The following is a 21,454-nucleotide window of genomic DNA, read 5'->3' on the forward strand; positions in this document are numbered from 1 at the left end:
ACCTCTGGTCTTTAAGGGATGGCAGCGATACGCCGCCATCCGTGTTTATTTCTCAGCAGTCGTTTGCCGCCAGTTCACTCATCAGTACATCCCGTGCTTCCAGCGCGCGTTCCTCTTCGGCTAGCGTCAGCAGATAGCCGCGCTTTGCCGCAGCGCCCATTAACACCGGACGGTCTTTCAACGGCAGCGCATCCAGATAATCCAGCGCACCACCCAGCAGATGGGCCTGATACAGCTCGTAATGCATCCCGCAGCACCAACCAGCCTCTTTCTCGATACGTTCCAGCACTACATCGGCGCGGATAACATCGAACGGGTTTCGGGAATGAATGTTGCGCACAAAACCGTCAGTCCGGAGGGTTGTGCTTTCTTTGGTGGAGGGTTTTACGTTGACGTTTTGTGTGCTCATCCAGCTTTCTCCTTTGTCTGTTTTTTCTGCCTTTTAAAACCATCACCCGTTGAGTTGCCGGGGCCGCGGTTTTGACTTTGTGCGGGGACCTGCTGAACCTGCCCCCTGGATAAAACCTTCACCCGTTTGAGAGCCGTTCGCCGCGAGGGCGTAAACGAGCACGGGCGACAGCAGCTGTCCAGGGCGCGGTTTACCGCGTGCCATTTACCCTGGACGGATGATGGCGACTGTGCTTGTCTCAGCCCCGGCGAATGGACTCAAACGGGTGATACGGCGCCAGGGGAAAGGAGCAGGCATCCGCCGCAACGACGAAGAGCGCGGGCGCGAAACGGCGTTGCCCTGCAGAGTGCCGGCAGCTTTATCGCCGGCACGGTGAAAGCGGCGCGGCCGGAACGGTCGCAGCAAGCGCTGCCGTTGACCCTGACCTCAGACATCAGACACTAGCCGTCAGGCCCGAAACCGCTTGCGGGTTCGGCGGAGCCCGGCGGGTGCGAAGCAGCTGCCCTGGCGGAGTGTGGCTCGACGACTGGACAGCGCAGCTGGCCAGGAGCCGAAGGTGTCCAGTGTGGGTGTGCTTTTAATCCTTTTCAGTTTTAAAAAGGGACACAGCAGGAAATAAAGCCATCACAGGAAGGAACGGAGGAATATAAGAACAAAAGCCCGCAGAGAAATAACGGGCTGATCCAATGGACGAATCGAGAACAATCAACATAAATCAATATCTACAGCTCAATAAGCGGGCTGGATGTAATAATCCGCGTCACAAAATTAACGCTGCCATATATAGGGATTTATTAATTCCTGAAACTGCATTTGTCCGGAGCACAGACAGGTCAGGAGCTTACTTATCATTGTTTTCACTCACATTATTCGTTTCAAACGAGACAAGAAATGTTTTCAGCCCTGCACAAAACGCATTGAATTCTTCCGGTGTGACATCTGCGGATCGTTTTATTCTGGCTCCGCGAAGATGAGAATTACCGGATGCATTTTTTTCCGCCCCGGCACTGCGGATTATCGAGTCGGCCCGGCTTTTTGAACATGGAACACCGCCCAGGCTGATAATTTGTGCAACATCGTTCCTGTTGAGGCAGCCAATCGCCCCGGCAATCATCTTAAGATTAGCCGTAAGTTGTCTGCAGGAAAGTACGTCACTCATCGGATTTACCTTCTTCAGCGATCGAGCCGTTCGACGGTGGCCAGCAATTGCGGATAGGTCGCTGACTGACACTTTTCGTACAGTGATTTAGCTGCGGGTATCCCTTCCAGATAATCATCCGAGTCCCGAATTTCCTGAGCCAGATATTCAATAAAGGCGGGTTCCACAACGGAGCCATTCAGCACATTAAGCAGAACCTGTGTTTCTTCGGCATCGAGAGGAAGGGCACAGGCGCGAACCAGATGCGCATAGCGATCAAAGATATTATTCAGCCGTTCAGTCACCCCTTCCCTGTGGGAGTTCAGATGTGCTCGCAGCTTAGGCGAAGGTGTGAAAGAGGGGTTGCGGGAGATCTCTTTTTTCACTGGTTATCCTCAGAATACTGGCCCGACATAATTAAGAATTTGCGCCGCTCCCTCACGAACTGTCGGTACCATTTACGGGCAACACTGGCCAGATCGTCCTCAGAAGCGCCACAGGAAAGCGTACTCCCCATGAACCCTCCACCACAGCAAATCTGGGCGCCGGTGTTACCAGGGTGCCCCGGGGACTCCAGGTGAACATAACCGCCACTGTCGGGTGCGTAAAAACTGAAAATTTCGCCGGTTTTACGGGATTTTATCGTGAAGTTCATGCTGGCTCTCCTTTGGCTCACCCGCGACTGCGCTTCGCCTCACTGAGTTAAGTGGAACAATTTCTGTTCATTACGCAATCAACTGTATGACAGATGTCATACATAATCAACAAAAAAAGCCTGCTTAAAAAGCAGGCGAACATCACTGTATCATATAAGGAATGAACTGCAGTATCACCTGGCAGACCGGGCGACTGATTTACCAGGAAAGCGGATACCGCGCATTGCACGAATAAGTTATAGCAGCACTTTTCCGGAAGGAAAACCCGGCAGGCGGGCGGGTTAAGTGCTATGCAACCTGATGTAGCGCCGGGTTTCCCCGGGGAGCCTTTGGACAGCCTCACTGACTCGTGGTCTTTTAACTCTGCCGTTGCTGTTTCCACCCCTCCGTAAAGAGGGCTACGCTACAGAGAGAACTTATCACCAGAACCCAAATGTTCACAATCAATCACTTTTTTTTCAGACTGATGACAGGGTGTTACGGTGAATGAAGGATGTTAATGTGACTTGCGATTCATTGAATCTGTGTTGTAGGTAGATGAAAGATTTTTGCCCGCCTGTCGTGCGGGCTTTTTTTCCTGTAAGCAGGAAAAAGGGGCTACCGGTGAACGGTAACCCCTTCATAAAGGCGCTTCAGGCTTGTCAGACATCATCTCCCCTGAATGGCGGGGGCTTCCCCCCGCCGGGGTTAGCTACTTAGCGGATTCGTAAGCCAGAAAAGCCGCCACCTCCCTGTTCGTGTCCCTGTACCGGATTTCACAAAGTGATTTCCGGGTGAGGTAAGTGAATATCAGCAGTGTGAGGCACACTATTAATACGCACCCGAGCAGAGTGTTTCGCGGCAGTTTCATGGCCTTCTTCTCCTTGCCTTGCGGCATCTAAGAGGCTATCCTGATGTTGTCTAGGCATACAGGTGGCCTCGTGGGTTAATGAAAATTAACTACGGGGCTTTCTGCTTTTTGCCACACAACACGGTAACAAACCACCTTCACGTCATGAGGCAAAAAGCCTCAAGCGCCACGTCGATTATACCGGGACGGTGCTATTTCTTACCAGGTATATCCACGCTTTATGCTGCTTAGCGCTTTAAATATCTAATGTATACCCATCCCGCAATCAAGACGCCCGTGCCCAGCGCAAGATTAGGCAAAATCACATCGTTTGCACTTGCATATATGGTATTAGGATCATGTTGCCCCCAGAATGCCAGCTTGTACCCGATGCCCCAGACAAAGAATATAATCCCGGCAATCAGAACGCCGAATTCTATAACGCCGAGCAGGATTCCATCTAACCAGTCAGGCGGATCACGCCATGTGATGACCGCAGCTATTAGTGTGCAGATAATCTGGCCTGCATAATAACAAGGGGAACCATACCATTCCGGAGCAACATGCTTCACGATCAACCAGAACAGCACGTTCATTAAGATAACGAGCAACCAGTACCTCATAGTTCTGCTTTCCTTGTATTTGGCCATCTGAGTTGTCAGACAGCATTGTACTTATTCATCGGGCGGACTTGCCATTGAAATACTCCGGACGCGCAGCCAGTTCACGCTCGATTAACTCGTCGGCAAACAAAGGGGCAACACGATGAATACGAGCCTGCATGTTGCGCCTTCTCACCGCAGCTTTCCGTTCATCGCTCCAGCGTTGGATCTGTTTCTGGCCGTGAAAATCCACGCATACAGCGTAACCTGAGCCAGCCACCCAGCGTGACATCACCTCTTCAGGTGCCGCCTGCCCAGCCTCCACGACAACGGAAATCAGTTCCCGTGGACCCGGGCAGGGCCTGTGCGGCAGTTTCCAGCGCAGAGAATAGCGCCACTTCATACACCACTCCGATCAGCCAGCTTATTTGGCACCTGCCAGCGTTCAGCAACACGAATATGCTCAGGTGTTTCCCGGACAATTAACGGAATTTCGTACATCACTGCATACAGCGGCTCACCGCTGATGCGAAGCCAGTCCAGTTCCTTCAGCGATGTGAATCGCGACTGCCAGCGCCAGAACGGTGCTGCAAGCTCTGCCGCGTCAAACTCGTCGCTCCACCGGGTGTACCAGGTGCAGACGGTTTCCGGTGACTGAAAATTCAGTTCTGTGACAGCCTGTCCCAGCAGGTTCTGACGCAGTAACCAGGACTGCTCGACCTGACGGGCTTCACGGCGCATTTTTCGGGTGAAGGCAAAGTCCTGACGTTTTAGCCTGCGTACTGTTCGGGTATGAAGGACTTCCGGAAAAAGTTCAGCCTGCACATCCATTGTCAGCGGCAGCGGACAGTATTCCCCGTGGCTGGAGATAAGCATATCCAGCGCCTCTTCCACCTGTTTCAGGCTGGAAAGGCGGTCTTTTGGATCACGGTGAAGGCCCGGAATACGGCGGGCAACGTCACTGTTAATCCGGCTACAGCCTGTCAGCAGGCGCAGGAATGTCCGGACGTGTGGCATCGATGGCAGACGTGCGCCGCGCTGGCGAGCCTCTTCCACCGTCATGATGGCCTGCAGCGCTGCCTGACGGGCTGGTTTCAGGGATACAAGAGCACTGGATGACGGGATCATTGTGCGCCCTCCTGTGACAGCGTGCTGATGATGCTGGCAAACGAGTAGCCACCGGCGTCAAGACACTCGATGAGATCCAGAGTATGGGTGATGAGTTCAGGGTTGAATGCATCCATCACGCGAACGACAGAGAACGGCTGACCGTCACGGGTAACAAAGACCACTATCCAGCGAGGATTCAACTCCCCCGGACTGCATACCGCCACATCAAAGTGACCATGAGAGGGGGTAAAACGGATCTGGACAGGAAAGAAGCCGCCAAATTCGCACCGGTATTCGGCATTCACGGACCAGCCGGACGGTGAGGTCAGATCGCGCATGACAGCGTGACTCAGCTCCCGGCGAAAGTCTTCACCGGCGGCGCGGTAGTCTTCCAGCTCATCAGAAGACATGGTTTTCAGGACATCCAGAGTCAGTAACGTTTTCATTTTCAGTCTCCTTATCGCCGCCCCGCAGGGCGGCGTCTCCGTTATCAGGCGGCGCAGGCCGGGTTGTTATGGTCGGTGACGTCGCCGGCATCAGCGTCGGTATCGTTCTGACTTGTTGCCAGACTGAGTTCAGACTTTGCGGCAAGCTGTTTCTGATTGTCAGCACTGGTCATCCATTCCGGAACCCAACGGATTTTTGAGAGGAAGTGCTCTGCATGTTCAGCGGCATCCTTTTTCTTCATCTTCGCGGCGTCCTGTGCTGCGCCAGCCAGTCCGGCCTGAGAGAGTGCCTGTACAATGTGTGGCAGCTTCATGTGCGAGAAAAGGTTATCAGCCGTCGGTTTCCACCAGTCACGAAGGTCAAACTGAATGGCGTTTTCCACCCCATCCAGCGAACTCTGGTGTTTACGACCAAATTCATCCTTGCCCTGTACACCATCTATGGAGCAGGCGGTGCAGAAAGCCATCAGTGCCATCAGGGTTGCGCCATCGAGCGTAAAGAAGGTGGTCATATCCTTTCGCCAGTTTTCCGGCAGCAGGGCTTCAAGACGTTCTTTTTCTGACTGGATGGCCTGAAACGCAACGCTGTTTTCACCGTCAGGTGCTTCACGGGTCAGCGCGTAATGCGACACACTCACGCTAATGCAGAACGGCTCTTTGACGGACGTTGTGGTATGGAAAACCGAGTTACACATTTTCCAGACCATCAGCGCGACGGCTTTCTGCGGCTGCTGCAACAGGGCCGCCTGAACCGCCAGTGTGCGTTCAGAAGAAAGGCGGGTCAGCAACGGGACACTGACGGCGTCCAGCGGATCGACTTTTTCAGGGGCCTGATCGGTGGATGCATCCTTCTCCTCCATTTTTTCATCGGCGCACAGCACCACACCGCGCTGTACTTTCACCTCCTGGCCAGTCCAGGAAACCACCACTCCGGCAGATTGCTTCATTTCATCCGTCCATGCCCGGTGTTTTGCCCGGTGCGCGATGGTCTGCTGTTCTTCCCAGACGGCTTCCAGAGCCCCGGCCACGACGTCATCATTCACGCCGGGGTTCTCGTCTTCATACTTAGCTTCCAGAGCTTCCAGCTCCGCAAGACGTTCTGATTCGGCTTCGGTATATTCCACAGGCGGGACAGCATGCAGGCGCCAGATTTTAGTGTCCTTCCCGTAGTGAGAAATCGGGTCAAGACGACCATCACACCATGACCAGCCTTCCGCTTCGCGGAGGTGCTCCGCGATGTTCTGCAGTTTTTCCAGCAGGGCGGTATCGAGCGATGCACTTTTGACATAGCCGCCGTTTTCGCTGCTGAAGAGATCAACCCGGATTTCATCCGGACTGAATGCGGCCTCTCCCACAAAGCGGAATTTGTCGCCGTTTGTGGAAACCTCTTCTGAGATAATGAGGTTACGGATCGAGGAAACTGATGCTTCATTATTCCAGGACCGTTTGCGGGCGGATTCCAGCACTTCCACCTGGCGTTTCTGATCGCTTTCGAGCGCCAGTGCCTGGCAGTGTTCGGTGGTGATTTCATCCTTCGCCAGCGCCGCCAGAATTTCGGGAGCCAGTTCGGTCAGCTTCAACATGCGCTGAACATGACGCGTACCGAACCCAAGCAAATCGCCAATCTGCGCGGCGGTTTTCCCCTGCTCTGCCAGTGTGCGGAACCCGGCGATCTGTTCAGACGGATGCATTGCCATCTGCTGTTCGTTTTCTGCCATTGATGCCGCAACAGCCAGTTCATCAGGTACCTTTTTCACCATCACCTGATATCCGGCATCGATACGGTTTTCACTCTGCAGGAGCTGCAGCGCTTTCAGGCGACGACCACCGGCAGCCACACCACAGCGACCATCCGGGAGGTTATGCACGACCAGATTCTGCAACAGGCCAATGGCTTCAATGGAATCTGCCATTGAACAGACTTTCTCCGCCGGATAGGGAATGGTCCTGACGTTCAGGGGAGACTTCACCAGTGCCGTCACCGGGACATACTCGACCTGTGCGGCATCGAGAGCCACTTTAAGCGCCTCAGCTTCGGCAGACTTAAGCGTTTTTTTGCTGGTTTTCGGTGCAGTTTTTACCTTAGACTCTGTTGCAGACATAATTGATACCTCTTAGCTATTGATGAATGTCTGCCGGACAGCCCACCTGTCCGGCCTTCTTCTTACTGCTTACTTCGTTTTGCGTACTCCGTAGTCCCGGATGTAGCGGTTCATCATGTCCTCGCCGCCCGGTTCAAAATTCCAGACGCGCCAGATCATGCTGCCGTCATCCTGATGACGGACGACAAGGCGAAAATGGGTCCCCTGGTCATCTTCAATCGCCACATTCTGATACTGCGCTGCGACAACCTGAGCCTGCTCGCGGGTAAACGTGCCATCCGGCAGGGATACAAGCGGGGACAAAACGTTATGGTCCATGTGTTTCTCCTTTTCTGCCCCGCCTGAACGGGGCGTCTTCATCGTGGTTTAAAAGGGCGCGTCATCATCCATTGGTGGGAAATCATCCGGGAGTGGCTGAGGCGGTTGCTGAGACGGGGCGGCATCCTGACGGCCTTTCTTACCGCCCTTCGCTTTCGGGGATTTAGCTGCGGCCTGAGCAGGTTGTGCCGGGGTGGCAGGATTTTGCGGCTGCGCGGCGCTCTCAGGCACTCCGGATTCACGGCGGCCGCCGAGCATCTGCAGGGTGCCGTTCTGCCCGACCAGCACCTCGGTGACGTAGCGCGTGACTCCGGCATCGTCCTGCCAGTTGCGGGTGCGCAGCTGGCCCTCGATGTAGACCTGTGCGCCTTTACGCAGGTATTCACCCGCCACTTCCGCGAGCTTGCCGAACATGACAACACGGTGCCACTCGGTGTTTTCGCGCATCTCTCCCGTCTGCTTGTCACGCCATGTTTCAGACGTGGCCAGCGTCAGATTGACCACTGCGCCCCCGTTGGGCATGTAACGCACTTCCGGGTCCTGTCCCAGATGTCCAACCAGAATGACTTTGTTAACGCCACGTGCTGCCATGATGAATCTCCTTAATCCGTTGTTTTGCCTTTTAAAACCATCACCCGTTGAGTTGCCGGGGCCGCGGTTTTGACTTTGTGCGGGGACCTGCTGAACCTGCCCCCTGGATATAACCTTCACCCGTTTGAGAGCCGTTCGCCGCAAGGGCGTAAACGAGCACGGCCCGGTGCAGATGTCCGGGGGTGAGCGGGAAATTTTTTTCGGCCTAATGAAGCGCAGCGGAATGGCCGGGAAAAATTTATTGCGAAAGGCCCTGCCGTCCCCTGGACAGCAAGACGGGTTGTGCTTGTCTCAGCCCCGGCGAATGGACTCAAACGGGTGATACGGGTACCAGGGGAAAGGAGCAGGCACCCGCCGCAACGACGAAGAGCGCGGGCGCGAAACGGCGTTGCCCCGCAGAGTGCCGGCAGCTTTATCGCCGGCACGGTGAAAGCGGCGCGACCGGGACGGTCGCAGCAAGCGCTGCCGTTGACCTTGACGTCAGACATCAGACACTAGCCGCCAGGCCCGAAACCGCGTAGCGGGTTCGGCGGAGCTTACCGCGTCTTTTCGCGGTTAGCGGAGTGTGGCTCGACGACCGGACAGCGTAGCTGGCCAGGAGCCGAAGGTGTCCAGTGTGGGTGTGCTTTTAAAGCCTTTAAGGGTTAAAAAGAGGCATCACAGCAGGGAGAAGAAGAGGAAGCAGACAGACAGCAGGCAGCAAACAGGGAAGACGCGGAAAGGAAATGCGGGCGGCGCGTCAGCGCGGCCCGGTTTTCCCGGCGCCGCAGGCGCGCGGTCTTTCGAGGCGCGGCCAGACGGGGACAGGTGCCCCGCCGGCTTAACGTGTCATCAGACGGTTATTCTGAGGATGGCGGTCGCTACCTGGGTATACGTGAATGTTCCCCGCGGCAACGGCTCCCAGACGTCCGCCAGGGACTCCAGCGCCTTTTGCTGACGCGGGCCGTCCAGACATATGCCCGTCAGAATCCCGCCAGGCTCAAGCAGAGTTAATGCCCGCCGGATATGCCGGATATCATCACCGCGATGAAACGGCGGATTCATGATGATTCGGGTATACCGGCGATCCGGATGATATTCGAGAAAATCCCCGCACCAGGTCCGGACCTCCGGGAAACGTGCCTGCAGGTGGCTGACTAATCCGGCGTGCAGCTCCACGGCGTCACACTTCGCCCGGGGGACTGTATCCCTGATCGCCTGCAGTATGGCGCCCGTTCCTGCGCTGGGTTCCAGAATGCGATCGGTTTCCCGGACATCAGCCAGCTCAACCAGCCGGCGACATTCCGGGGCGGGGGTGACAAAAAGCTGCGAGCTCCCCTGAATTTCAGCGACAGGGGCGCGCCCCTCCAGTTTGTCCCGCATCGCCTGAATACGGTGTTTAAGGTCATGATGCATGAATGTACTCCCTGATCTCCCCGGCAAGATGCCGGGGAGCCTTCCTGTCATTTTTTCGGAATTTCAACGGTTTTCATGTCTGTGATATACACATTCACGAGCGTACAGCCGTGCGTCATGCACCGGCGGAAGCGGTAAGCGCCGTGTGTTTCGGTTTCTGCAGCACCCCGCACGCCTTTATAATCAGCGGGTAATTTCGCCCACTCGGCCTTTGTCATTTCCCGGAACCCTTCCCCCGGATAGTTGACGATCGGTGGGCGCTTCGCCGCTTTCTTCGCGTCGCTGGCTTCCTCCGCTGTCGGGGCTTTGTAGTCCGTGATACGGTCGGGCGTGAGTTTCATCGTGCCGCTGTAGCCCAGAAAGCGATAACAGGGCGTTTCGACTGAACTCACCTCCCCCTGACTCCGGTTAACCCGGAGAATGGTTAACCATTCTCCCCGGCTCAGTACCTGCCCGCCTGGTTCAAATTCCTCTGTTCGGGTGACAACGCCACCGTTTTCATTAAGCATCGCGCGTTCGTAGGCCAGGCGGTTCTGGTAATGATTAACCCAGCGCTGTTGGTGGCTAATCGTGCGCTCATGACAGCGGATCGCAATATCCCGCGCCTGTTCAAAAGTAATGATCTCCTCAGACAGGGCAGAATGGAGAGACATCGAGCCCTCATACTGGCTTTTCTCTGTCGGGCGGGGGTATTTGTCGAGCGTGAAGCAGGCATGAATATGATCATAATTACTGACCAGTAACGCCATTTTCAGATCGAGCGTCTGCGCACGCCACATCGTCATATACTTTTCAGACCGGGCAATGTGCTTTTGGGACTTGCGTAATTCCGCCTCGATTTTTTTGATACGGCGGTAACGCACATCCGGACGCTCCTTGTATTTCGCGTGCCGCAGAGAGGCCTGCGCGCGCTGTTCCCAGTATTCGGCGCGCTCGAACAGCATCACCGCACGTTTCATGCCGTTCTCAATTTTCTGCGCATGCCGGCGCGCGCGGCGCTCGCTGTGGTGGCCTACCAGGATCGGCTGTCCCAGCGGGACAGCCGATGCCAGCGAATCAACATGCGCAAGCGCCTGCTCCGATTCAACCGCCCGCCGGTCACTGTAGTCACTGAACCGCCCGGCGCGCTGCTCCTGGCGATCAAACAAGGTGCTGTCCTCGTCCTCGATATCACCGGCGAGGGAAAGCAGGACATCCTCCCGCCCCGGCGTCCAGGCTGGCGCCACAAAGAGTTCCTGTTTGGGCGCCCAGCGAAAGCCTGCTTTGTTGATCAGGGAATACGTTTCTTCATCGAGCCGTAATGATGCGTAAAGTCGCAATTTATTATCATCGGGTGAATAAGTTGCCCGGTAAGTCTGGCTGACGGTATTTTCCGTCATGATCTGTGCGGTAGTCGGTGTCATTGTGTTTTCTCCTTCCTGCAGTTGCCGCCCCTCGCGGGGCGGCTCACCTCATCAGTTAAATGCGCGTTTCAGTTCCAGCGTGCGGAGTACCTGCCCGAGGGCGGTATTTTTCATCGCGGGGATGTGGACACCGCGCCCTTTGCGGTGACTTCTGGCGATATGACGCCCGAAAGCTCTGAGAGCGGGATCAATCTCAGGTGCGGTGATATCTGCGCGCAGAATGCGCGAATGACGACGGGGCTTTACAGCGCCTGCGGAAGGTGAAAAAATAGAAACGATCATAGAGTTGACTCCTTATGGTAGTTAACGAAGCCGGAAAAACCGTTCGTGCGATTTTTACGGCGTGGGAGAAGCAGGGTTTACCCTGCTTTTTTCATATCTGCGGTTTGCTTCCCGCTTCTTCTTCCTCCTTCTTAAGCTGATCGGTAATGTCTTCCGGTTCGCCCAGAAACCAGCCTTTGACGGGTTCACAGCGTTCAATAAACGCTTTTATCGCCCGTTTTCCGGTCGTGGCCTGCACCCGGGTAAACATCGGCAGATTGCCGCTGGCATTGCTTCCCAGAAATGCGATCCGATACGTTCGCAATGAAGGATCCTGCATTTTTCTTTTTCCTGATTTTTAAAGAACATCACCCGTTGAGTTGCCGGGGCCGCGGTTTTGACTTTGTGCGGGGACCTGCTGAACCTGCCCCCTGGATATAACCTTCACCCGTTTGAGAGCCGTTCGCCGCAAGGGCGTAAACGAGCACGGCCCGGTGCAGATGTCCGGGGGTGAGCGGGAAATTTTTTTCGGCCTAATGAAGCGGCAGCGGAATGGCCGGGAAAAATTTATTGCGAAAGGCCCTGCCGTCCCCTGGACAGCAAGACGGGTTGTGCTTGTCTCAGCCCCGGCGAATGGACTCAAACGGGTGATACGGGTACCAGGGGAAAGGAGCAGGCACCCGCCGCAACGACGAAGAGCGCGGGCGCGAAACGGCGTTGCCCCGCAGAGTGCCGGCAGTCCTTCGCCGGCACGGTGAAAGCGGCGCGACCGGGACGGTCGCAGCAAGCGCTGCCGTTGACCTTGACGTCAGACATCAGACACTAGCCGCCAGGCCCGAAACCGCGTAGCGGGTTCGGCGGAGCTTACCGCGTCTTTTCGCGGTTAGCGGAGTGTGGCTCGACGACTGAACCGCGCCAGCGGGTCAGGAGCCGAAGGTGGCCCCGGAGCAGATTGTGTGAAAGGAAAGTGAGGCAAAGCCAGAGGAAGAGCAGCAGCAAGATGAAGGGTACCGGTCAGGTCAGGACTGAGATTCGCCCTGCTCTTTTCTGTACTGTACAACGCAGTACCAGGCCGAAGCCAGGAAAGCAAAAACGGTGATCAACCCGCGTAATTCGTCACCCGGCTCTTTCCCCTTCAGCATCAGCGTTATGATGATGCCGGCAACGATAATCCACGCAATGCCACTCCAGAGGCGCAGCTTATCCGCCACGACATTAATCAGAACAAAAGCAACGGCCAGGATAGCCCCCCACAGAGCCGGAACAGGCTGAAACGGAATAAAAAACAGGTTAATACCGGTTAAAAGCGTCACGGCTGCAAACATCAGAGACATACGCATAAAATTTCCTCCCTGGACACACTGACTATAAGAATCACTTCTGCTGCTCATCTCCGGGTTTATTATATTCGGGCGCATTTGCGCGCGGCAGCTGCTGACTGTTCAGTCGATGTACGCGGAGCCGTTCATGGAAATATTCGCGCAGGTGTTCAGGCTGTTCCCGTTCAACAAGTTCCGGCACGACGGGCTTGTTCATGCGCTCCTGCCAGGCAACAGCAGCAGCCACCTTATCGACGGCAACTTTATCCTGCTCCTCCTTTGAAAAAGAGGCGATATTCCACTTTGACATATGCTTTACCGGTCTGCTTTACAGGAAGATATCCCTGATAATACGCGAATTCCGGGGCAACAGCGACTGACAACGGAGAGGAGAGTGCGCGGCGCCGGAGGCGCGGCGACGTCTCTCTCCGGCAGGCGCAGCCTGCCCGGGTTTTCGCGCGGCCGGAAGCGGCAGAGGTTCCCCCCTGCCCTGTGATTTATCGTGCCTTTCCCCCCTGAAGAATGAAATGGCCGCCAATATAGACGGCGCACTGACAGGTCATGTATTCGCAGATTTCATCCATCACCTGCGCAGTGGTCAGTTCCCGCTGACCGGCATCGCGGCGGCGGGCATTAATCAGGGCTTTGTACTGTCGCAGGATATCGCGGCTTTGTGGTGCAAGTTTCATGTGCTTTCTCCTTAACCGGCGGGCTTCCCCGCCGGATAGTCATCAGTTGCTGAATACATAGCCTTCATGGAAGACATAGCCGCTGCTGAACAGATCCCGCGCGTAAGCCTCATAATCGAAATAGACGCGCAGGGATTCAGGCACCTCGTTTAACAGGCCGTGATCCTCCACAAAGCCATAAGCAAAATCCTCCTCGCTTTCAGCCTCGCCACAATACGCCTCATCAAAGGCGTCATAGTCGCACTCGCCGGTATAGTCCGCCCAGGCCACAAACGCGGCAGCGCGTCCTTCGTCCTGCGCCTGCCGGAATGCCTCGATAAACGCCCACTTAACAGAGGATTCAGAGGCAAACTGAGACGGGATCCCTTCCCAGTCCTGAAACATAAACTCGGGGTCATCCTCGGCGGCATGCAACGCCCGGCAGGCGTCATAAAATTCGTCTTCGTCGTCGAAGTCGGTTAAATCAAACCATTTGCCAAAAATACTGCCGCCGTTGTACTGGTGATATGTGCCCACGTAGACGGCCGGAACGGTTACTGATGAAGTCATTTTTGTCTCCCTGCGGGGCGGTGTAACCGCCCCGGTCGTTAATCAGTCCAGCGCGGCGTAAATAGCACTGCATTCGGGGTGAAAGGTGATGTGATTCCAGAGCTGGGCATCACGCAGCATATAAAGGCGAGTCAGCGCCGGGTTACTGCTGTCATGATGGGCCGCCAGACGGCGATTAATCGCCAGGCTGGTCAGAATAATGCCCGCCGCGTCGGCGCTGACAGTGCGATCAAACCAGTTTTCGCTACTGACCAGATGTACCCGGCCACAATCCGGCATCATGTAGCCGCCCCCCTCCGGCAGGCGAATAAAATGCCAGAAGCCGCCCTCATATTCGGGCATCCATTTTTTGGCCAGAGCGTACACCTGTAATTCCGCGAGCATGAAATCCGTGCCGAACAGGTACGGCATAAAAGACAGGCGGTCGGACTCCTCAACATTCAGGACCGGGCATGTATTCACATACTGCATGGATAAACCTCCGTAATCACATAGACTGCGGCACCGGGTTGTGCCGTGCCGACACGACAGCCCGGCGAAAAGCGGAAGATGCAGGGGCGACACCGGAGGCCGCAGCGCAGATATAGCGCGAAGCTGGTCTGGACGGTTTTCGAGCGAAACCTGAGCGAGAAAACGACGGGAAGAACGGCGAGCATCATAAAAAACCTGCGACCGGGCGAGGATGGCGGCGTCAGCGCACCCTTGCATCTGCAGCGGCCGGGCTAAAGTGAAGGCACGGCACTACCCGTCGCGATGCAGGAGGTTGAATACAGGGTTTCTCTCCCCCGTTTTTCGACCACCGGGAGAAAAGCGGAAGCAGATGTCGCAACGCGACAGACGCAGTAATAAGGCCACGGACCGGAGGGATGGGGCCGGGTGAAGCGGAGCCGGCGGCAACGGCAAGCCGGCGACTGCCTTATCCGGGGATGGCGGCGCCAGCGAACTCCAGCCTCTGCGGCTGCCGGGCTAAAGTGAAGGCACGGCACAGCCAGCACACGGCACGGCGATAACAGAGGGTTGTGTTCACCCAAAAGGCCCGGAAACCGGGCCGGGTGGACGCGGAGCCGGCACGGCGACATCCTTATCGCACCACACCTCCTGTGCCGGCAGGCTGACAAGGGAGGGTCCCCCTCCCCTGACGCTCCGGGCTGTCACTCCTGAGTTCTGCTGGCGCGGGCCTCTCTCACCATTTCCCTTAAAACCCGGCGATCAAACCAGCGCCGGACCGGAGTGTCCGTAAAACGCAGCTGATCAGCGATAACCCCTGCGCTCCTGATAGTTTCCTCCCGCTCGTTAACCAGGGTGAGCAGGACCGGGCAGAATCGCGCATCGCGAATCAGAATGGCATCGAGGACCTGATCCAGCCTGTCGGTTTCGTCTTCGTCCAGGCAGTTATCATGATCATACTCCACGGCCAGCAAGCGCCAGTCACCGATCCGCCTGTCCATCAGACGGGGATTGACGGACGGCGTAAGCGCGGCGGCGATGCGCTTCGTATCCCGGTGGACGATTTCCGATATCTGCGTGAGGGAGGCTTTCAGGAAGGCCAGCAGATCGTCACATTCCGCCGCTGTCAGCCACTCCTGAGCGTAAGGCAGGCGGATAACCTGACAGTCAGCCAGCCGCTCCGGATGCGGATATGCCTGCACCGGAAAGAGATGCAGACGAGCCGGGGTTCCCGCCAGCCGCCGGGCGCTGGCGAGCAACAACGCTGCCCGGCCATACGTCAGCGGCTGACAAAGCTGTTCCGTAAGCGTGAGGATTTCCACGCCACTGAGAGAGCCGCAGGCGGCAAGCCAGCCGGGTACGGTTTCGGGGGCGACGGGCGCCATATCAACAGTGTCGGGCCAGCCAGCCTGGCGCAGCATCCGGTCGCCGTGACGCAGAATAAGCGTGTTAAGGGTTTCTTTTTTCATCATTATCGTCTCTGTCCGGGTTATATCACCCCGCCGCGTGGCGGGGCGATCTGCTGTCAGCTTTTCAGTAATGCCCGCACTTTTGCTGTATCCGCCAGGCGGCGCATTACGCTTTCCGGCACCGGGAGATTGCGATCCCGTGCGGTCCATTCCCTGTCCCACAATGCCTGTTCGGCGGTAATCAGCAGGGTTTCAAGCAGGTCAACCGGCACAGTCACCCTCTGCCCGTTCTCTTTCACCTGGTCTATCAGTGCCATCACCAGGCCGGCTGACACGCCCGACTCAAGCCGTTGTTCTTCCGGTATAGTGTCCATGCGTTCCAGTACTGCCCTTACGTCATGTTCTGAAAAGGAATATTCCATCCCGTCAGCCAGTGCTTCAATATCCGCCGGGGTCCAGATAATCAGGTTCAGCGGGGTTTCTGCGGGATATTGCTCATTCAGCATCCTGCAAAGATCTTCACGGGTTCCGTACATGTTCTCTCCTCAATCCAGAAAGCTTTCATCGAGCATCAGTGCAATATTGAACGCCTCATCCATCAGGACGCTGAGACGTCGCAGACTGATACCGGCAAGCCGTTCCGCCAGTCCGTCGTACCGGTAGTGGTACGTGTCTTCCAGCACTTTCAGGGTGGTTTTCAGGTCGCAAAGATTGTTCGCCAGCCCGGCCATATCGCGGCGCAGGGCTTCGTGTCCGTCGTAATTCATTACGCGGCCTCCGGAAGCCATTCATCGTTCGCCGCCGGGGTATTTACGGCCCGGTGCATGGCGGCCAGTCGTTCGGTTCCGGCCCGGTGGTACTGCGCCAGCATTTCGATGCCGATATAGCGGCGTCCGGCACGGTATGCAGCGACGCAGGTCGAACCGCTTCCGGCAAACGGGTCGAGAACAATCGCGCCCGGAGCGCTGAATGACTCAATCAGCGGCTGTAGCGCCTCCACTGGTTTCTGCGTCGGATGCAGGGTATTACCGGTATACGGGAAGGGCAGCACATCCGGCAGCGGTTTAAGGGGCGGCACGGGGCGGCCTTTGGCAAGGACATAAGCCCCTTCATGGCAGTAGTCCACAAATCCGCGTCGGGCCCTGGCGTTACGACGGTTGGAGGCATAGTTTTTGGTGAACACAAGCTGGCCCACGGCATAGAATCCTGCCGCCTTCCACGCGGCCATAAAGCGGTCCACACGGTTCCAGCCGTAGAAGCTCACCATCAGCGCGTCTTTTTTAAGGACGCGGTACATCTCCAGCGTGGCCGGTTGCAGCCATTCGTCCGTCACATCCCCGGCAATCTGTCTGCCCTGACGGTCCTTAAAACCGACGAGGTAAGGCGGATCGGTCACAATAAGGTCCACGGCACGGTCGGGGAATCCGCGCATCACATCAATACAGTTCCCGAGAATGAATCTGGACATGGCAGCACTCCTGTAGTCTGAGGGGGCAGGAGGCATCACCGCGATACCGTTCCCTGCCGCACGCTGCCTGTTCATCGCGTCCGGTCACGGGTCAGGCCGACCGTGGAATACCGCAGCCGTCCGTCTTTTGGACGGCAAGGATATGCCGCGAAAGCGGCTTGAAGGGCGTTCCTTAAAAGGGCGAGGGACTGGCGTACACTCTCAACGACGCCGGGCCGGAGCGGAAAAACCGCCCGTCCCGTACCAGACCGGACGCGAGACACTGGCAGCGGGCGGCAGGCTGGCGTTAACTCCAGGCGAACGGGGAATTACCGGCATACCTGTCCACAAATCCGGGGCTTAAAATTGTGGATAACCTGAAGGCAAACGACGGAGAAGCGCGGGAGAACAGACGCCACCACGTCTGTTCTTTTTTTGAACAACCGGAAAGTTTGTATCAGCGGTTCAGGGATTTATCCCCGGCCAGGGACAGGCCAATATAGACGCCCGCCCCCCAGATGACCTGCGACAAAATGAAAACCCACTGCGGAACGTCGAAAACCAGAAGCGGAAGCAGACATACCGTCACAATGCCAATCAGCCGGCTGCCAAATTTTCTTCGCACCGGTTCACTGCTGTCGACGGGAATGCGGGCGAGACGGAGAACATTTCTGAATCCTGGTGACATGAGAACCGCCCTGGGATGCCAGTCATTTGAAATCGGTGTAGTAGTGGATGTGATTCGTACTGTTAGTCGCCGAATGCACGCCGCATATTTTTCTTTATTTCCCGGGTATCCGACCCGGACACCGGCGCGGCAGATGCTGCCGGCGTATCCGGTACTGCAGCTGCAGCCCTGTTCACGTCAGCGGTGCCGGCCATCTGCTGAACCAGTGCCTGCAGCTCACTGACCGAGGTGGGCGGTACCGGCATACTGGCCAGCAGGCGCGGCAGTTCAGGCGCCGTCGTGTGGAGGGCAAGACCGGTGATAATCAGGTTTCTCAGCAGATCCCCACGCAGACGGGATGACGCTTCCGTCAGCACACTTTCCACCCGTTCCCCACTCCGGCCATTCTGAAGCGTCAGGGTGTAACGCCGGCGCTGGTATTCCGTCTCCGGTGACACGGGCAGAGCAGCCCCACCATTTTCGGGCTCATCCGGAAGGCCGGTGAGTGAGGACCAGGTTCCGGAGACCAGGGCCATCACGGCGCAAAGGCGGACAGCGCTTAGCTGCCCGGCAAAGAACACCGGGATCAGCGCCGGTAAACGGGCATCCACCTGGTATACCACCGCCCCGGCGGTGGCGGCGGTACGGATGAACTCACCGCGCAGGGGCTGTGAGATGGTGCTGATGGTTGCCATCGCCGCGATGTCGGTGCGATCGTCGCTGTGCAGATAGAAAGAATACTGGCCGTCCGGCACGTTTAGTCCTCTTTATTGTAAAGGGCAATCTCCCTGGCCAGCGCCATCTGCGGATCGCCTATAACCTCGATACGGTCATGAGCCAGAGGCCAGGCCTGACGGATAGCTTCTTCTATGAGGGAAGCCCCTCCCCCGACCAGGAATACCCGGTTAACGTTCCTGAAGGCCGTCAGCTCACTGGTGACACGCGCCCCCAGGGAAGTGATTGCCTCTGTTATTTTGTTCCGAACCTCGTCAATTTTACCGGCATCGTTGATCACACGCTGCAGATACTGACGATCATTGCGGTTGCGGATGACAGTGTCAGCGATGAGGGCGCTGGTTTCGCTGTCTGCCGCACGCAGCGCGCCTGCAGCTGCGCGGGTGACCTGTGACACACCGACAGACGGATTACCGTGCACCGCACTGATATCATCAAACTGGCCGACAATCACACCGGCATCGAGCGTGGTACCACCGAGATCGATAATCAGGGTGGTCTCAGCGGGGCCGGGTTTCAGCTCCGCGAGACGGGAGAACGCCGCCGGTAGTGATTCCGGCATCACCTTCACGTCCGTTACGGTAAATGCCCTGCCCTTATTCAGAACCAGCTCACGCATCAGGTTTTCCCGTTTGCGTCGTATGTTCTCCTCGTTCCGCTGGCAGTCCCCGTCGTAATACTCACTCAGGGGCAGCGTCACGGTCAGGCTCACCGGCTGCGGCTCCAGTCCGCTGTTCAGCAGCGCATGATGCACGGCCAGCAGGTTGAGATCACCGTACTGATATTCCACGTTTGTTGTCGGGATGGCATCCCGACTGACGCTGTCCCAGGTGTATTTCAGCGTCCCCACCTGATAGTTGAACGTTGCCGCACTGAATTCCGCCACTTTCCAGCCATGCCGGAAGGAGTTCGCAGAAACCCGGGTCTGAAGCTCATCGCCTTCAAACCATGCCAGCTTAACATTAGTTGAACCATCATCGCAGTAAATATTCATCAATATGCTCCGTTAGTTACACTCAATTTGATACCAATTATAAGAGCAAAATGAAAAAAACAAAGTAATATTTCTCAATATGAGCAATATAAAAATATCAAAATGATTAATATAAGCATTTTGAACACCTTTATTTACTCAAAATGTTCTTAAGGCATGCGATCTGGATTATCGTCACGCTGTTAAATATGTCGCGGTAGGGATACCCGTTACCGGATACCCCCCGCACAGATCCCGGCGTGCGCGATTTACGCACCGGGCTCCTGCCTCGGGTGTCTGGCGGTGAACCGCTCCACAGGCCATGGATGAAGAACCCGAACCCTTGGTAGCCATGCGGCTGCCAGTTTGTTTGCTTTCGTCCAGGTCGTATCATCCTTCTGGCTCCTGCGCCTGAGCGCCCGGCGCCAGAGGTTTGTTACGTGTGTCCTGAACTTCTGCATGGTGGGGAAGTTGCCCGGTACCGAGTGATAGTTCAGGTATCCCTGAACCACTCTCCTGAGCCATTTTCCCTGTTCGGGGATTGAGTAATGCCAGCGCCTTCGCAGACCGTCTTTGATGGCTTTCAGAGTTGCCGTCATCCGATCCCGGCGGGTCTTTCGTATCAGCATGAACCTGCCGTTGCGATCTTTCCCGCTGATGTGCGTGAACCCGAGGAAGTTGAACGTTTCTGGTTTGCCTTTTCCCCTGATGGCACGGTTTTCGGCAGCGAAGCGGCCGAACTCCATCAGACGGGTTTTCTCCGGGTGAACCGTGAGTCCGAACTCCCTCAGTCTGCGCTGCATGGCTATACGGAAGCGCCGGGCATCGTATCGTTTGTCGAACCCGATGACGATGTCATCGGCGTATCTGACCATTACCACATTGCCTGTGGCATAGCGACGTCGCCACTGATGCGCCCACAGATCGAAGACGTAGTGGAGGTATATGTTTGCCAGCAGCGGTGAGATGACCGCACCCTGTGGGGTGCCTTCCTCCGTTGCTCGCCATTGACCCTCCTCCGACGTCCCGGCTGTGAGCCACTTACGTATGAGCCTGATTACCCTCCGGTCGCCGATCCGATGCTCTGTGAACCTGATCAGCCATTCGTGGCTCACCCTGTCGAAGAACTGACTGATGTCGGCATCCAGTACCCAGTTTACGTTAGTGCGTACCAGCCCTGTGGCCAGTGCGTCCAGTGCATCGTGCTGGCTTCGCCCGGGTCTGAACCCGTATGAGAACCCCATAAAGTCGTTTTCATAGACTGCGTTCAGGATTTTCACCAGCGCATACTGGACGATCTTGTCCTCCAGCGAGGCGATGCCGAGCGGGCGTTGTTTTCCATCCGCTTTTGGGATGTAGTGACGCCTGCCGGGCTGCGCCCTGTAGCTGCCCTGATGTAGCCTCCGGTGCAGATCTGTTATGTTGTTCTTCATGTTTCCGGCGTAGTCCATCCACCTGATGCCATCCACTCCGGCGGCCGCTTTCCTGCTCAGGGAGAGGAATGCGGCTTCCAGTGCTTCGACTGTCAGCAGGTGGAACAATGCTGTAAACCGTTCTTTCTTCCGCTGCTTCGCAGCTTCCCGCACGCGTGACAGCCTCTGTGACATGCTTTCCCGGCTCTGTGTCCGGCGCATGTGTGGCTGTTCCGCGTTCCCCTTGGCCCCGCTCCTTCGCTCCACTGACTCCGCTCCTTTCGGGTTGTTCGCCTGCTTCGCCGCTACTATGAGCGAGTCCGACTTCTCCTCTCCGTACATCACCGGCTATGACTCCTCGTCTTCCCGGTGCGGGCCATCTCCGACACTGGCAGATGGTCAGAGGGGAGATCTCCCGGTTCCCGCGTAGAGATCGTATTGACATGCCAGGGTCTCAGACCCCGCCGGGTCCATGTGGCACTCGCAGTATCGCACCCTATGATGTTGCCTTCCGTTAACAGTACAACGTCGGCACCCGGTAATTTAA

At 56.6% G+C, this 21,454-nt stretch carries 39 protein-coding genes; all 39 read right to left on the bottom strand.

What is annotated here, in order from left to right; translation table 11 throughout:
- Window positions 1-52: 52 nt before the first annotated feature.
- Complete coding sequence (locus KPHS_p201160) at window positions 53-409, bottom strand: hypothetical protein (RefSeq protein YP_005229732.1); 357 nt, start codon at window positions 407-409, stop codon at window positions 53-55.
- Window positions 406-531, bottom strand: coding sequence for a single-strand binding protein (locus KPHS_p201170; protein ID YP_005229733.1), 126 nt, complete (start codon window positions 529-531; stop codon window positions 406-408). Before KPHS_p201170 ends, KPHS_p201160 begins: the two co-directional genes overlap by 4 nt.
- Window positions 532-666: 135 nt before the next feature.
- Complete coding sequence (locus KPHS_p201180; RefSeq protein ID YP_005229734.1) at window positions 667-843, bottom strand: hypothetical protein; 177 nt, start codon at window positions 841-843, stop codon at window positions 667-669.
- Window positions 844-986: 143 nt separating this feature from the next.
- A complete protein-coding gene (locus KPHS_p201190; RefSeq protein YP_005229735.1) occupies window positions 987-1,121 on the bottom strand; it encodes a hypothetical protein in 135 nt (44 codons plus the stop codon).
- Window positions 1,122-1,250: 129 nt separating this feature from the next.
- Entirely contained in the window at window positions 1,251-1,568 is a 318-nt protein-coding gene (locus KPHS_p201200; protein ID YP_005229736.1) for a hypothetical protein, read from the bottom strand.
- A 14-nt stretch (window positions 1,569-1,582) separates the two neighbouring features.
- Window positions 1,583-1,933 (bottom strand): hypothetical protein, encoded by a 351-nt coding sequence (locus tag KPHS_p201210; RefSeq protein ID YP_005229737.1) that lies wholly within the window; start codon window positions 1,931-1,933, stop codon window positions 1,583-1,585.
- Window positions 1,930-2,202: a hypothetical protein gene (locus KPHS_p201220; protein ID YP_005229738.1), complete on the bottom strand. Its 273-nt coding sequence runs from the start codon at window positions 2,200-2,202 to the stop codon at window positions 1,930-1,932. Before KPHS_p201220 ends, KPHS_p201210 begins: the two co-directional genes overlap by 4 nt.
- 47 nt (window positions 2,203-2,249) lie before the next feature.
- Entirely contained in the window at window positions 2,250-2,585 is a 336-nt protein-coding gene (locus tag KPHS_p201230; protein ID YP_005229739.1) for a hypothetical protein, read from the bottom strand.
- Between the two features lie 76 nt (window positions 2,586-2,661).
- Entirely contained in the window at window positions 2,662-2,826 is a 165-nt protein-coding gene (locus KPHS_p201240; RefSeq protein YP_005229740.1) for a hypothetical protein, read from the bottom strand.
- 68 nt (window positions 2,827-2,894) lie between these two features.
- On the bottom strand, window positions 2,895-3,053 hold the full coding sequence (locus KPHS_p201250) for a hypothetical protein (RefSeq protein ID YP_005229741.1): 159 nt from the start codon (window positions 3,051-3,053) through the stop codon (window positions 2,895-2,897).
- Window positions 3,054-3,280: 227 nt separating this feature from the next.
- Window positions 3,281-3,655, bottom strand: a complete 375-nt coding sequence (locus KPHS_p201260; protein ID YP_005229742.1) for a hypothetical protein — start codon at window positions 3,653-3,655, stop codon at window positions 3,281-3,283.
- A gap of 55 nt (window positions 3,656-3,710) precedes the next feature.
- On the bottom strand, window positions 3,711-4,037 hold the full coding sequence (locus KPHS_p201270) for a hypothetical protein (RefSeq protein YP_005229743.1): 327 nt from the start codon (window positions 4,035-4,037) through the stop codon (window positions 3,711-3,713).
- Window positions 4,034-4,762: a plasmid SOS inhibition protein A gene (locus tag KPHS_p201280; protein ID YP_005229744.1), complete on the bottom strand. Its 729-nt coding sequence runs from the start codon at window positions 4,760-4,762 to the stop codon at window positions 4,034-4,036. Before KPHS_p201280 ends, KPHS_p201270 begins: the two co-directional genes overlap by 4 nt.
- Window positions 4,759-5,190: a plasmid SOS inhibition protein B gene (locus KPHS_p201290; protein ID YP_005229745.1), complete on the bottom strand. Its 432-nt coding sequence runs from the start codon at window positions 5,188-5,190 to the stop codon at window positions 4,759-4,761. The genes KPHS_p201280 and KPHS_p201290 overlap by 4 nt, the downstream gene beginning before the upstream one ends.
- Window positions 5,191-5,234: 44 nt before the next feature.
- Window positions 5,235-7,292 carry a DNA-binding protein gene (locus KPHS_p201300; RefSeq protein YP_005229746.1) on the bottom strand — a complete coding sequence of 686 codons (2,058 nt, stop codon included), beginning with the start codon at window positions 7,290-7,292 and terminating at the stop codon, window positions 5,235-5,237.
- A gap of 69 nt (window positions 7,293-7,361) precedes the next feature.
- A complete protein-coding gene (locus KPHS_p201310; protein YP_005229747.1) occupies window positions 7,362-7,610 on the bottom strand; it encodes a hypothetical protein in 249 nt (82 codons plus the stop codon).
- A gap of 48 nt (window positions 7,611-7,658) precedes the next feature.
- On the bottom strand, window positions 7,659-8,201 hold the full coding sequence (locus KPHS_p201320) for a single-strand binding protein (protein ID YP_005229748.1): 543 nt from the start codon (window positions 8,199-8,201) through the stop codon (window positions 7,659-7,661).
- Between the two features lie 116 nt (window positions 8,202-8,317).
- Window positions 8,318-8,689, bottom strand: a complete 372-nt coding sequence (locus KPHS_p201330; protein YP_005229749.1) for a hypothetical protein — start codon at window positions 8,687-8,689, stop codon at window positions 8,318-8,320.
- Window positions 8,690-9,032: 343 nt separating this feature from the next.
- Window positions 9,033-9,596 carry a hypothetical protein gene (locus KPHS_p201340; protein YP_005229750.1) on the bottom strand — a complete coding sequence of 188 codons (564 nt, stop codon included), beginning with the start codon at window positions 9,594-9,596 and terminating at the stop codon, window positions 9,033-9,035.
- Between the two features lie 47 nt (window positions 9,597-9,643).
- The gene (locus KPHS_p201350) at window positions 9,644-10,999 is read right to left on the bottom strand and encodes a hypothetical protein (protein YP_005229751.1); all 1,356 of its coding nucleotides are present in this window, start codon (window positions 10,997-10,999) and stop codon (window positions 9,644-9,646) included.
- A gap of 51 nt (window positions 11,000-11,050) precedes the next feature.
- Complete coding sequence (locus tag KPHS_p201360) at window positions 11,051-11,281, bottom strand: hypothetical protein (RefSeq protein YP_005229752.1); 231 nt, start codon at window positions 11,279-11,281, stop codon at window positions 11,051-11,053.
- Window positions 11,282-11,372: 91 nt separating this feature from the next.
- Window positions 11,373-11,600: a hypothetical protein gene (locus KPHS_p201370; protein YP_005229753.1), complete on the bottom strand. Its 228-nt coding sequence runs from the start codon at window positions 11,598-11,600 to the stop codon at window positions 11,373-11,375.
- A gap of 18 nt (window positions 11,601-11,618) precedes the next feature.
- Entirely contained in the window at window positions 11,619-12,047 is a 429-nt protein-coding gene (locus tag KPHS_p201380; RefSeq protein YP_005229754.1) for a single-strand binding protein, read from the bottom strand.
- A 232-nt stretch (window positions 12,048-12,279) separates the two neighbouring features.
- Entirely contained in the window at window positions 12,280-12,600 is a 321-nt protein-coding gene (locus KPHS_p201390; RefSeq protein YP_005229755.1) for a hypothetical protein, read from the bottom strand.
- Window positions 12,601-12,634: 34 nt separating this feature from the next.
- Entirely contained in the window at window positions 12,635-12,889 is a 255-nt protein-coding gene (locus tag KPHS_p201400; RefSeq protein YP_005229756.1) for a hypothetical protein, read from the bottom strand.
- Between the two features lie 187 nt (window positions 12,890-13,076).
- Entirely contained in the window at window positions 13,077-13,268 is a 192-nt protein-coding gene (locus KPHS_p201410; RefSeq protein YP_005229757.1) for a hypothetical protein, read from the bottom strand.
- A gap of 42 nt (window positions 13,269-13,310) precedes the next feature.
- On the bottom strand, window positions 13,311-13,817 hold the full coding sequence (locus KPHS_p201420) for an anti-restriction protein (RefSeq protein ID YP_005229758.1): 507 nt from the start codon (window positions 13,815-13,817) through the stop codon (window positions 13,311-13,313).
- Window positions 13,818-13,859: 42 nt separating this feature from the next.
- Window positions 13,860-14,525: a hypothetical protein gene (locus KPHS_p201430; protein YP_005229759.1), complete on the bottom strand. Its 666-nt coding sequence runs from the start codon at window positions 14,523-14,525 to the stop codon at window positions 13,860-13,862.
- A 14-nt stretch (window positions 14,526-14,539) separates the two neighbouring features.
- On the bottom strand, window positions 14,540-14,896 hold the full coding sequence (locus tag KPHS_p201440) for a hypothetical protein (protein ID YP_005229760.1): 357 nt from the start codon (window positions 14,894-14,896) through the stop codon (window positions 14,540-14,542).
- A 72-nt stretch (window positions 14,897-14,968) separates the two neighbouring features.
- Complete coding sequence (locus KPHS_p201450) at window positions 14,969-15,736, bottom strand: hypothetical protein (protein YP_005229761.1); 768 nt, start codon at window positions 15,734-15,736, stop codon at window positions 14,969-14,971.
- Window positions 15,737-15,789: 53 nt separating this feature from the next.
- The gene (locus KPHS_p201460; RefSeq protein ID YP_005229762.1) at window positions 15,790-16,209 is read right to left on the bottom strand and encodes a hypothetical protein; all 420 of its coding nucleotides are present in this window, start codon (window positions 16,207-16,209) and stop codon (window positions 15,790-15,792) included.
- A 9-nt stretch (window positions 16,210-16,218) separates the two neighbouring features.
- On the bottom strand, window positions 16,219-16,440 hold the full coding sequence (locus tag KPHS_p201470) for a hypothetical protein (protein YP_005229763.1): 222 nt from the start codon (window positions 16,438-16,440) through the stop codon (window positions 16,219-16,221).
- Window positions 16,440-17,141: a putative methylase gene (locus KPHS_p201480; RefSeq protein ID YP_005229764.1), complete on the bottom strand. Its 702-nt coding sequence runs from the start codon at window positions 17,139-17,141 to the stop codon at window positions 16,440-16,442. Before KPHS_p201480 ends, KPHS_p201470 begins: the two co-directional genes overlap by 1 nt.
- A 201-nt stretch (window positions 17,142-17,342) precedes the next feature.
- Entirely contained in the window at window positions 17,343-17,459 is a 117-nt protein-coding gene (locus tag KPHS_p201490) for a hypothetical protein (protein ID YP_005229765.1), read from the bottom strand.
- Between the two features lie 118 nt (window positions 17,460-17,577).
- The gene (locus KPHS_p201500) at window positions 17,578-17,808 is read right to left on the bottom strand and encodes a hypothetical protein (RefSeq protein YP_005229766.1); all 231 of its coding nucleotides are present in this window, start codon (window positions 17,806-17,808) and stop codon (window positions 17,578-17,580) included.
- A 62-nt stretch (window positions 17,809-17,870) separates the two neighbouring features.
- Window positions 17,871-18,542: a mediator of plasmid stability gene (locus KPHS_p201510; RefSeq protein YP_005229767.1), complete on the bottom strand. Its 672-nt coding sequence runs from the start codon at window positions 18,540-18,542 to the stop codon at window positions 17,871-17,873.
- A 2-nt stretch (window positions 18,543-18,544) separates the two neighbouring features.
- Window positions 18,545-19,516: a mediator of plasmid stability gene (locus tag KPHS_p201520; RefSeq protein ID YP_005229768.1), complete on the bottom strand. Its 972-nt coding sequence runs from the start codon at window positions 19,514-19,516 to the stop codon at window positions 18,545-18,547.
- Between the two features lie 130 nt (window positions 19,517-19,646).
- Window positions 19,647-19,772 (bottom strand): hypothetical protein, encoded by a 126-nt coding sequence (locus KPHS_p201530; RefSeq protein ID YP_005229769.1) that lies wholly within the window; start codon window positions 19,770-19,772, stop codon window positions 19,647-19,649.
- Complete coding sequence (locus tag KPHS_p201540) at window positions 19,765-21,249, bottom strand: putative retA reverse transcriptase (protein YP_005229770.1); 1,485 nt, start codon at window positions 21,247-21,249, stop codon at window positions 19,765-19,767. The genes KPHS_p201530 and KPHS_p201540 overlap by 8 nt, the downstream gene beginning before the upstream one ends.
- Window positions 21,250-21,454: the final 205 nt, after the last annotated feature.

Origin of the sequence: Klebsiella pneumoniae subsp. pneumoniae HS11286 (genome assembly GCF_000240185.1) — a bacterium.
Lineage (GTDB): Bacteria > Pseudomonadota > Gammaproteobacteria > Enterobacterales > Enterobacteriaceae > Klebsiella > Klebsiella pneumoniae.